The 11,401-nt window shown below is 44.0% G+C and carries 3 protein-coding genes and 1 pseudogene; all 4 read right to left on the minus strand.

Annotated elements, in window-relative coordinates; genetic code table 11:
- Positions 1-355: 355 nt before the first annotated feature.
- Positions 356-1,015: pseudogene (locus tag QUD85_RS14890) on the minus strand (class I SAM-dependent methyltransferase); the annotation flags it as partial.
- A 190-nt stretch (positions 1,016-1,205) separates the two neighbouring features.
- Positions 1,206-3,329 carry a winged helix-turn-helix domain-containing protein gene (locus QUD85_RS14895; RefSeq protein WP_093330572.1) on the minus strand — a complete coding sequence of 708 codons (2,124 nt, stop codon included), beginning with the start codon at positions 3,327-3,329 and terminating at the stop codon, positions 1,206-1,208.
- Positions 3,330-3,460: 131 nt separating this feature from the next.
- On the minus strand, positions 3,461-7,621 hold the full coding sequence (locus tag QUD85_RS14900) for a S8 family serine peptidase (RefSeq protein ID WP_093330575.1): 4,161 nt from the start codon (positions 7,619-7,621) through the stop codon (positions 3,461-3,463).
- 36 nt (positions 7,622-7,657) lie between these two features.
- The gene (locus QUD85_RS14905; RefSeq protein ID WP_093330577.1) at positions 7,658-11,392 is read right to left on the minus strand and encodes a S8 family serine peptidase; all 3,735 of its coding nucleotides are present in this window, start codon (positions 11,390-11,392) and stop codon (positions 7,658-7,660) included.
- Positions 11,393-11,401: the final 9 nt, after the last annotated feature.

Consider the following 11,401-nt stretch of genomic DNA (forward strand, 5'->3'; position numbering starts at 1 on the left):
TTTGAAAACTGTCTACTTTTTTTGAAAAATGAATGCGACGAGTAAGCTAATTTGCGCTGATGCAGATACTTCTCTATGTTATTCTTTAGTCTTTATTATGTGCTAACCCTAATTTTGTTGGTTTGCATAAATATCCCTTGTCGTGTGCGCTACGTGCGCAATCTTTACAGATAAAACGCGGGCGATCGACAATATGCCTAAGCTCACTAAGGCTTTTTTCGATATCTTTCTTTTTCCACTTACAAAGAGACTTTGCCATATACTCGCAAAATACTGGGTTTAACTATAACTATAGACTTTCTTCTGGCGCTAGCATTACATAAGCGCTTTACCGTTTGATAAAGGCGCATGTTAGCTAAGCTTTTGGGATCGCTTGATTAACGTATACATCAAAGCGATTCTTTTTCATTTTATAGCTGGTTGCGGGGGGCTTACCTGCCAAAGGTTGCGCATAACTAGGGCGCTTAACAACCACGCGATAGGCAGCAATTGCAAGTGCAGGAGACAATAGGGCATCGGCGTCTTCATCACCACCCACTAGTGATTGAAATACACGCATTTCTTTTTTCACTGCCGCCGACTTTTCTTTGTGCGGATACATGGGGTCTAAGTAAACCACATCAATATTATGCTGCGCCGATAACGTTTCTATTGAAGAACCGTTGATTAACGACATATTGGCGATAATATCAGCAACTTCACTACTAAGTTCTGCACGTTCGAGACCATCTTCTAACAGTGCAGCGACCACAGGGTTGCGTTCTATCATGGTGACTTTGCAGCCTAAACTGGCAAGCACAAAGGCGTCTCTACCAAGTCCCGCTGTGCCGTCCAAGACATGTGGCGTAAACCCATGTTTCAAACCAACCGCCTTAGCAATATCTTGACCGCGACCACCACCAAACTTGCGACGATGTGCGCTTGCTCCAGCAACAAAATCTACGCAAATTGCGCCAAGTTTTGGCTCATCAAGTTTAACCAACTCTAATACTTGATCATTCACTCTAAGCAAAAAGTTTAACTGCAGGTGATTAGTGCTTGCAGCTTCGTCGCCGATATATAAAAACTGATGTTTATTAGCAATTTTTTTAGCTTTGTCAGCATCGCTACTATGCTTGTAGGCAACGGCGACATTGTCTTTGCTGGTCATGGCGTTAATCTGTTGGCGAAAAGAAGGCTAAGTGTACCCTAAATGCAGAGTAAATTTAATGCGTTGCTTGATTTAATGGCTGCGCCGAAATTTGATAAATATCAGCATCATTAATGCCAGACAAGGTGATCATAAAGCTGTCATCTGTAGCTGGCGCAATGCCAAAAAAGCGGCGAATACTAGTGCCCAGGTACTTATCAATTAGCACGTCACCATCTACAGAATAATGTCTTATATAATCATGTTGCTCATCGCGAGATACATAGTACAAACCATTATCTTGCCAAAAGAAGCTAGCAAAATCTTGCTTAGCTAATTGCGTGATCACTTTATCAACAGCTTGCGACCTTGGATTATATCGCCACACACCTTTTTGTTGTGGCTTACTAAAGTACAAGTTTCCATCGCCACCCTCGATTATGTAATGGGCGCTTTGATCAAACACCTTGGTCAGCGTATTCGTTGTTAAGTCAAAACGAAAACCAGCGGTGATGTCTTGGTCCTTAGCGGTAAAAAAGACCGATTGCCCATCTCTAGACCAGCTTGGATATTCTGGCTCGATGTCGTTAGGAATTGCTAGTGGCTGAAAGCCATCCTTACTAAAGTTGGCGATAAATAATCTAAATTGATCGGTATTCGGCAATTTCGCGGTGACAACAAATCGATCACCACCCGGGCTAATTGACGGTATACCCCACATATAATTTAAATGTTTGGTTAAATTGGTACTGCCACTGTTGTTCTTAAACCATATATCCCAACTGTCGTCGCGGTTTGAAATAAACAAAATACCTTGATGAAAGGCTGTATATCGACCATAAAGATTGCGTGACGATGAAATAACACGTGATAGCTCTTCTTTGCTATCAAACTTGCGTTGCACAACGAGTTCATTGGATAAATGTTTTGCATAAACCAAGTCACCAGTCACAGGATTCACATTGATATTACTGGGTGTTTCTATGCGAGCAATGGGAAACGACGTTGCATTATCAATATCAAACACTCGCGTAACGTACTGACCGTTTTCTGTCACGCTGGCATATAAGGTATTACTATCTAGCCCAAAGGCTAAACCTGTAATGGATAAACTTTCTTGCAGTAGTTTTTCGGTATTATCTGCTAACGAACGTATGTACAAATGTGCGCTACGTGCTTTTTCTCTAACAAACGCTAGCCGCTCACCAGTATTGGACAGCTCAGGTGAGCTATCGAGCTCACCACTTTGCGGAAAAGTTAACTGGGTATCTTGTCCAGATTCAATATTGTGGCTGTATATTGCTGTTAATCCATCCACCGTTTTCGCATATAGTAGTGCGGTGTCGTCATTTGACCAGGTTAGTGAACGACGAAACGGCGCGTAAAAGCAATTATCGTCTATAAACTTATCCTGAGCAGTGACAATTTCGTATACCCTGACTTGGCAATGACCGGCATCGTCAATACGCATATAGGCAATGGATTGGTCGTTATTGGACCAAGCTGGCGAAGCTTCGTTGGTCGCGACAGATAATAAACGAAGTGATGCGTCTGGGTTTTCCAAGTCTTTGATATAAATCTGACCTTTCTTACCTTCTTGTTTCCAGTAAAACGCCAAATATTTGCCATCATGTGAAATGGTCGGTTGTTCTTCTACACCTTGAAAGTTGGTTAACTTGGAAATGGTTGATTGCTGCGTCTGTGGCACTACCACCTTTTTTTGAGTCAGCGATTTCAGCTCCTCAAAGAATACCCATACGATAGCCAGCGACAAGGTTATACTTGTTGCTAAGATAGCGAGAGCTTTGCGTTTTGATAAGGAAAAGTGAGCTTGTTGTTGCTCGTTTTGTATCTGTGCTTGTTGCCCAAGTGATATTGGCATTTGCTGCAGCACATAACCAACTTTAGGTAGCGTTTTGAATAGTTCATCGCTATCACAACCAAGATCGTTGAAAGCTTTACGTATTTGCCACATAGCATTAATGTAACCACGTTTAGCCACACCTTCATTGCCTTGCCATATCACTTCTATTGCACGTTCGCGTGTTACCGTGTGATGTGGTTCAGTAAGAAACAGCTTCAAAAACTCGAAGACCTTTACAGGCAATTTGATCGACTGCTCGCCGCGACTTAACGTGAGCGCGTTGCAGTCAATGATAATTTCCCCTAACTGATAACAATTTTCGTTGGAATTTGTCATCACAACACCGAGTTTTCCTATTCAAAAAAACGACTTAAGCATATAACACCCCTGAGAAATAATCATTAAATTCAGGGTAAAAAAAAGGCTTCCATGTTAGGAAGCCTTTACGCTTTTTCTAAATCGTTATTTTACCCACGATTGCGGCGCCATAATCCAGCAAGAATCAGTAACATTAGGTAATAAATTGTACCACCGTCACTGCTTGCAACAGGCTCTACCGTTACTGAAAGCGTTTGTGGTAACGAAGATTTGTCGCCGTTGCCACCAACAAATTCAAACGATACTACTGTGCTTTCACTTACTTTTGGTGCAGTAAACATCAATGAGCTAGTACCCACGCCTGTTACCGATACCGTTGGTCCTGCAACTTGTTTCCAAGTATAGGTTGCCATTGGGTTTTCAATAACGCCATCGGTCATCGCTGCAGTCAAGTTAACCTGTTGACCTGCATCTACGTTAGACACCGAACTAGCCACTGAGAACGAAGGACGTCCGTAATGGAAGACAGGCATACCACTTTGGTTAGCAAACATTTCTTCGCCGTCACTCGTGTGTACCGCGCTATAGATAACCGGTGTGATGTCTGCCATACCAACAACGTTAGACGTGTCTTTGCGAAGGGTAAAGCCTACTGCCGCTGCACCAGCTTCACGCGTTACCGTCCAAGTTACTGTATCGCCAGATACTTCAAACTTGGCTGATTTAGCGCCTTTAAGCATTTTCGACGCTGTGTTTTCTTCCGTGCTTAATAGCTCTAGTACTTCAATACCTGTCGCTAATGGCATCGAGAAGCTGTACTCACGGTCTTCACCTGTCTCATTGGCAATAACATTAATTTCAGTCGTTACCATATCGCCTGAAATCACAGGGTCAGCTACTTGAATTTCATCTTCACCACGGTTTAAGTCAACACGAACTGAACCAACATTCTTAGGTAGTTCCGCTGTTGTGCCTAACCAGAATACGCCATGATATTGTTCACCTTCCATCATATCCATATTCCAGGCTACGCGCGTATTCACTTCTTCATTTGCGTCTACGCTACTAGGCACATCAACCATTAACGAATCATCGTCATACTTCACTTGTGTAACAGCAAGTTTTACGTGATCCATAATCGGTGGCACAGCACATTCGAATCCTTCGTCGGCTTCTTGACCTTCGTCACATACCATTTGATTTTCTTCAAGTAATGCCGGACCTTCAGCCCAGTTATGTACAAGTAACCAGTAAGTGTCATTTATTGGGTCAACAATATCGATAACTTCAGCACTTGTAGGGCCTGCGCTGTAATAGCGAATGAAGTCCCACTCATTTGGAATACCCGTTGGGTCGCCACTTAAATCAACATCAATACCAACAAATACGTCAAGATCTGGTGAAGTGGTATCAAGTACTTCTACCACTATTCGTTTAGTATCGGCTTGAATGTTTAGTGGAATCGCATGCACTGTTGCATCCATTTCAACTAACGAATCCATTACCAAACCATTGGTTGCATCGCGCGCCACAGTAAACTCATGAGTCTTCGCTTTTGCAAAACCAGATTTTGTCATTTGCATGTCGCTAGTACCAATAGTACGAATGCCTTTTACAGGACCCGAGTCTTGGTTACGACCGGCTTTGAAAGCCACTTTCTCTGGCGCTACACCGGCAATAAAGTTTACCGTCACTGGTAAAGTTTGTACTGGCGTATTAACGTCATCTGCGGTGATCACAACGCGACCATCGACCCACTCTTGTGCAAGTGCTTGGTTTGCCGTCGCCGTAAAGTTCAACACAATTTCTTCGCCCGCACTCAGAGCAAATGACGCTTTATCAGAAGATATTTCAAAGCCTTCATCAAAATGCTCAAATGAGACTGTCCAATTACCATATTTAGCCGCTTTGAACGTACGTGTCCAAGTACAAGCGATTAGACATTCTCCTTTAGAAAGGCTCGGCATATTCATTTGATGCGGCTGTCCGTGCCAATCTGCGATTTCCTGTTGCTCGTAAGGGCTTGCAAAAGGATTCGCTGCCATATAGCCTGCTTTCGTTTCATTCATCACTAAGCCAGCTTCTATTGCTCGATTCACACGTGCACTACCTGAACCACTAAAGTGATGCTTCGCGCGTACTAGTTCAAACTTGGCATTACCTTCTTCGTCAAGTTGCACATTGCCTTCTTCATCAAACAAGTACACTTTCTCTTTTACATCGGTAAACGCCGTTGTCATTAATGCAGATTGCATTTCAGCTGGCGTCCAATCTGGATGAGCACCTTTCATTAGCAAGTACATCCCAGCCACATGCGGCGATGACATAGATGTTCCAGAGATTTGCATGTAGTTACCTGGTTGCTTATCAATTGCAGCCATACCGTTAGCATGCATGTAGTTACCAATGTTACTCGCAAAGATATCAACACCTGGCGCACCTAGATCTGGCACCAGATAGTCTTTATGAATGCGATCAGGACCACGAGAACTGAAACCTGCCACAATATCGGCTTTTTCTAAATTATTATTAAACTCAGATTCGCCTAAGATTTTCACTTTGTGATCGGCACCTTCCGCTAACCAAGCTAATAGCTTATCGCCATCAGACTTGCTTAAATGAACGGTCGGGATTTCATGCATATCTGCAACAATGTTGTCGGCATTGTCATCAGCATTAATTAAGATCATACCCGCTGCGTTTTTAGATTTAGCCGCAATACTCTTAGATACACGAGACATTGGCACGCCATTGTAGGCACCACCACGACGACACACGACCACTTTACCATCGAGTTGACCCCAAGGAAGCGCATAGCGATGACAGAAGCCTTCGCCACCTAATTGCTCTTGGTAGTATTCGCTCTCAACATCACCCGCATAAACAATTTCGGTATCTTCTGTTAGGGCTGCAGTCATTGCTTTACCTAACATGTCTTCTAGCTCATAGTTACCGCCAGAGAATACCGCTGTTTTGTCGCTAGTGTAGTCACGACCGTGCGTAAACGCTGCTACTGTCGTTAGCCAAGGCGAGTTACCCGGTGAACCAACCGTTTCAGGTCCTGGTCCTGCGTTACCCGCTGATGAAGCAACATGAATACCGGCTTCACGCGCACTTAAAAATGCAAGTGCATCTGCCGCATACCAAGGTGACTGTGCACCACCACCAACAGAGTAGTTAATAACATCCACATTGTTTGCAATGGCATGCTCGATAGCAGCTATTGCCGCTGAATCGCTACAACCGTAGTTAGGGATACATGTGCGGTATGCAATGATATTGGCATGTGGCGCAACACCACTTACCGTCACATTGAACATTGACTGAATCGATTCCCAAGGGTTGTAGCCATTAGGGTCAATCAATTGTGTAAAGCCATAAGGAACATTGTGTACAACATTACCTGCAGCGGTTGCCGCTACGTGAGTACCATGACCTTGGTCATCTTGGCCCGTGCCATAACGCGCGTCAGAGCTTGACACTGAAGTAGTTTTTAAGCCGTCAAAAGAAACAACACCTACCAGTTTGTCGTTACACCACATGGTATTTTCAAGACAGTCACCAAAGTAAACGCCATCACCATACGGGTTAGTGTGGTCGTAACCGTCGCCACCAATATCAGCAAACGCTGGATTAAAGTCATCTGCTGTTGGTGTGCCGCTCCATGAGTAGAATCTCTTCTGATATGAAGCAATACCGGTATCTAGAACACCAATAACTAACCCTTCACCCATGCTCTTTCCTGCAAGCGTTTCATTATTCCAAACCGCTGGCGCACCAACATGGCTAGGACCTACATCCGTTAATAGTTGTTTCCAACCGACTTTTTGTACGCCAATAACACCATCAAGCTTTTGAATAGCTTGTGCTTCTTGCTTATCGATATTTAATACCAATGCATTAAGCGCGATATGGTGGCGGGCTTGCTCAGCAACTTTACGTTGCAAAAGCTTTTCTATGTTAACGAAAGCCGTTTGTTGGCGATCATGAACATATTGTGTGTAGGCAACAGACGCCGCACTCTTTAAGTTTAACTTGCCGCCTTGATTAATGTTTTTATAGTTAGACGCTTGTACATTAGTTGCAGCAAGGCCCTTAATGTCACCTTGATACAAGGATACTGGCGCATCTTCTAACAATACAAAGTACTGTTCGCCAAAAGCTGCTTTTGCTTGTTTACTCTGCAGCTCCGCCTTAACCTGTGAGCTACCGTAATGAGCACGGTCTCCCACTGTTACATCTTGCGCTTGGGCCATTGCAATTGTTGCAAAAGGCAATGCCAGCGCGATCGTAGATAATTTAAATTTCACAATCTTTTCTCCTAGGAAAGCAATGTGCTTTCCTTGTTAACCTTTCACACTGCGGCGCATGCCAAGCAGTAATAACAAACCAACTAACAATGCAGGTGCCGTTGAACCGCTGCTATCGTTGTCGTCTACAAAATCGTCTGCTGGTGCTGGGGCAGCACTAGGGTTAGATACGATTGAAAAGGTTATTGGTAATTCAACATGGTTTTGGCCATCGCTCGCTATGATAGTCGCGTTGTATTGACCTGAAGCTGTAGGTGAGCCACTAAATACACCCGACGGGCTAAGAGATACACCTGTTGGCAAGTTAGTCGCATAATAAGCGACGCCATCACCTTCACTATCTACGAAGCTGCCGGCAATAGAATGTGAAATCGATTCATTGATTTGCCATTCGATGTTAGCAATCTCTTTTACTTGCTTAGGCGCGATGTCGTTAACGTTGTGCACATTGATGGTCACTTTTACGTTGTCTGACGCACGGTTGATATGGTCAACCTGCACTTCCAATACATACTGATGCTGGTTTTCATAATCTAATGCCTCAGCATTGATCACGGTAATTTCACCCGCAGTAGATACAGCAAACGGCTGGCCAGGTAGCGTGTTTAGTAAAAACATATCGCCCAGGTTGCTGTCGCTGTTGTAGAACAAGTCGATTGAATCTCTTTCGATTGTGCCAATAACATCACCATTTTGCGCATTCTCATAAACAGAAAAGGCTTGATTTGTAACAGGTGTTTTATCACTTGAGGTATAAATGGTTAGATAAGACGCATCGCCACCATCTGTGTTGAAATACATAACGCCTGGAGGACAGTCTGGATGAGTTTCCCAGTTACCGATAGAAACGATATTAGGATTACAAGATGCCGTAACGGTACCAACAACACGTGCGGATTCACCTGGTGCAAGCGTTACCATTTTTGACCATGCTAGATCCGAATCAACAAAGTCGTCATCTGCTGGCAATGCTGCTATACCGGCATTGGTCGCAATAAACGTCGTTGCCTCTTCAATACAGTAGTCCGGGTTCCACGATCTTGGTGCACAAGGACCATCCCACCAATTTGGGTAGCCTGGCTCACCCGTGTGATCGATAATTTCTTGACGAAAATCACCGTGAAGCACAGGGTTGTAACGAATAACATTACCATCAACCGGTGTTTGTGCGTCGCGATCGGTAGCAAACTGCCAGCCTAGTAGCTCATTCCAGTCATCTACACTGTCAAAATCATGATGATATAGCTCGTCTATACATGCATTGACAACAACAGTGTCGCCACCTGGCGCAACATATGTGTCTAAACTTGTTTGAGTATATCGTTTGGTTGGATTCCACCACTCAAACTCTTGGCTAAAATCGATGAATTCGGTAATTACTTGACCTTTACCGTTCATGACAACCTGAAAGAATGCCAGTTGCGACTCTTCAGGGGCATTCATATCTAGCCCTAATGGATCGTCATAATACTGATCAGCAATTTCTTTGTTGTATATCGTGAAATAGGTAAGCACAGCACCTGCTTTATCGAAGTGTTCTGCTTGTGGCAGATCAAAACGGTCAAACATTTTTACTGCAACAGATAGTTGCTGTCCTGATGCACACATTTCATTGGGATAAACGCTCGCGCCTGTCTCTTTAATGTGGTTACCTTGCTCATTCAATTTGCCTTGATCACGCGTAACACGCGAAAAAATCATTGGCATCGCAAAATAAGTTTGCTCAGACGTTGATTGGTTAGTGATATCAATGTTTTTAGCTTCTACCCAAAAACCTGATTCATACACCTTGTTAATCCAGTCTTCTGCGGGAAAAGGTAAACTAGATCGTGTGTTTAGATTTTCACGTGAAAACGGTACGTCTGACTTTGGGAATACCTGCCAAGGCATGCTCAACTTAGCGTCATCTTCAGCCGTTTGGTTTTCAAACATCAGCTGACCATTGATAGTCGCCTTCATCCAGTTTTCAATGGAATATTCGTCTGATTTAGAAATTGGCCAAGCGCCTAAAGCATCTGCGCTAACTGTTAATGTAACAGCGAACTCTACTGAGCTACGCGCTGGTACACTGACCATAGGGGGATAAGATAAGCTAACCGCAGCATTTGACTGCTTGTCGCCATAATACTGGTTGCTTAGCTTGTAAGACTGCACATCATCCGTTAAGTTTTTCAAGGTAACAAACTTTGTCACAGATGCCGAAGAACCCGTTTCTACAAAGCCAAACGATAGGTTTGGTTGATAGTTACTGGTTTCCCACAGTACAGATTTAGCTTGTTCCGCTTTCATGCCATCTACTAGGCCTGAGCCCATGAAAGGCACTTCAGCAACGTTGTTAATCTCAACTTGAACATCGCCTACTTCAACAACCGTAGACTGGCCTACAACATTAGCGCTATTCGCTGTGTTGGCAACTAATGCTTTAATCTCGAGCGCGCTTAAGCGTGGGTTTTTCGCCCATGCACGTGCTGCTACACCAGCGGTGTATGCTGCAGCATAGCCACCAGTACCATCAAGTTCACCAGTTTCTGTACCTGTACCAACAAGTGCACCACTAAGTTTTTCAGCAGGGGCTACAACTTCTGGTTTTAAAGACATAGAGCCACGTACCGGGCCTGCAGGTGTAAACGGCGAGAGCGTTGCTAAATTATCATCCATAGCCACTGAACCAACGGTTAGTGCTTCTGGTGAGGCGCCGTTCCAACTTACGTTAAATAAACTATCGTAATAGTGGGTGCCTGCAGACGAAACGACTAAGGTGCCGATACCTGATAAACGGCGAAGATGTTCAATTTGGAAAGTTGCGTGTGAGCCACCAGAGCCCTCTGATTGATAGAAAGCCGCGTTACCAAATGAATTAACCACCACAATGTGTGGGCGATCACTAACGTCACCATCTTGGTTAGGATCAACAATAAAATCGAGCGCTGCGTAAAAATAATCCCATGCCCAATCCAACGTTTTATAAGCAAGAATTTTAGCTTCTGGTGCTTGCTCTAGTACTAACGCTGCCTGTGCTGTGCCAGATGGATACCAACCCAGTTCTAAATTTTGGTCGTCTTTGTTTTCTATTGGGTTGTAGTCAATGGTATGGAAGCCTTCAAACCCTGCAGAAAAATCCATGCCGCCAATAACGGTGGTGGTTGGAAAACCATCCCATGCATTTGAACGGTTGCGCCATGCCATATCATAGGCTTCTGCTGTACCGCTGCCGCCTAAAGAGGCATGCGTGTAATCAATACCATTGCCAATAATAGCAACCGTAATAGCACCGCCAGCATCTTTCACTTCTAGATCTGGATAGGCTTTGTATGCGTGCTCAGCAGAGTAATCTGCTGCCATCGTAGTGGCTAGAATTTCTTTCACATGTTCGTGACTCGCTAGAGAAGCTGCCGCTTCAGCGTTCATTTGCACATGTAAACTGTTATCAACTAAGCGTGCTTTTTTCAAAACAATGGCATTGCCATCAATTGCTTTCATCGCACTAATAAACGCTGATTGTTCAGCATCTATTTTACTTACTATGCTTTTACGGTTATTGCCGAGCGCTGCAAAGCTCTTATCCAAACCGCTTTTATGATTTAAGCGAACAATGTACACACCGTTTAGTTTTTCTTGTGCGTGGTGCAGCACTTTATCGCTATCTTGGCGACCTACCTGCTGGCTTTGCGTAGCAGATAAAGCGCTAACATCGACGCCTTGATCGGCATCATTAGCACTTACTGCAACGCTACTTACCAACAAAGCAAGTGCGGAGTATTTAAAATTCATGTGATCCTC

The sequence above is a fragment of the Thalassotalea agarivorans genome (genome assembly GCF_030295955.1).
Lineage (GTDB): Bacteria > Pseudomonadota > Gammaproteobacteria > Enterobacterales > Alteromonadaceae > Thalassotalea_D > Thalassotalea_D agarivorans.

What these genes read in the sequence shown, in the direction of transcription:
- QUD85_RS14895 (WP_093330572.1), bottom strand. Translation starts at nt 3,329, where the DNA reads ATGACAAATTCCAACGAAAATTGTTATCAGTTAGGGGAAATTATCATT.
- QUD85_RS14905 (WP_093330577.1), bottom strand. Translation starts at nt 11,392, where the DNA reads ATGAATTTTAAATACTCCGCACTTGCTTTGTTGGTAAGTAGCGTTGCA.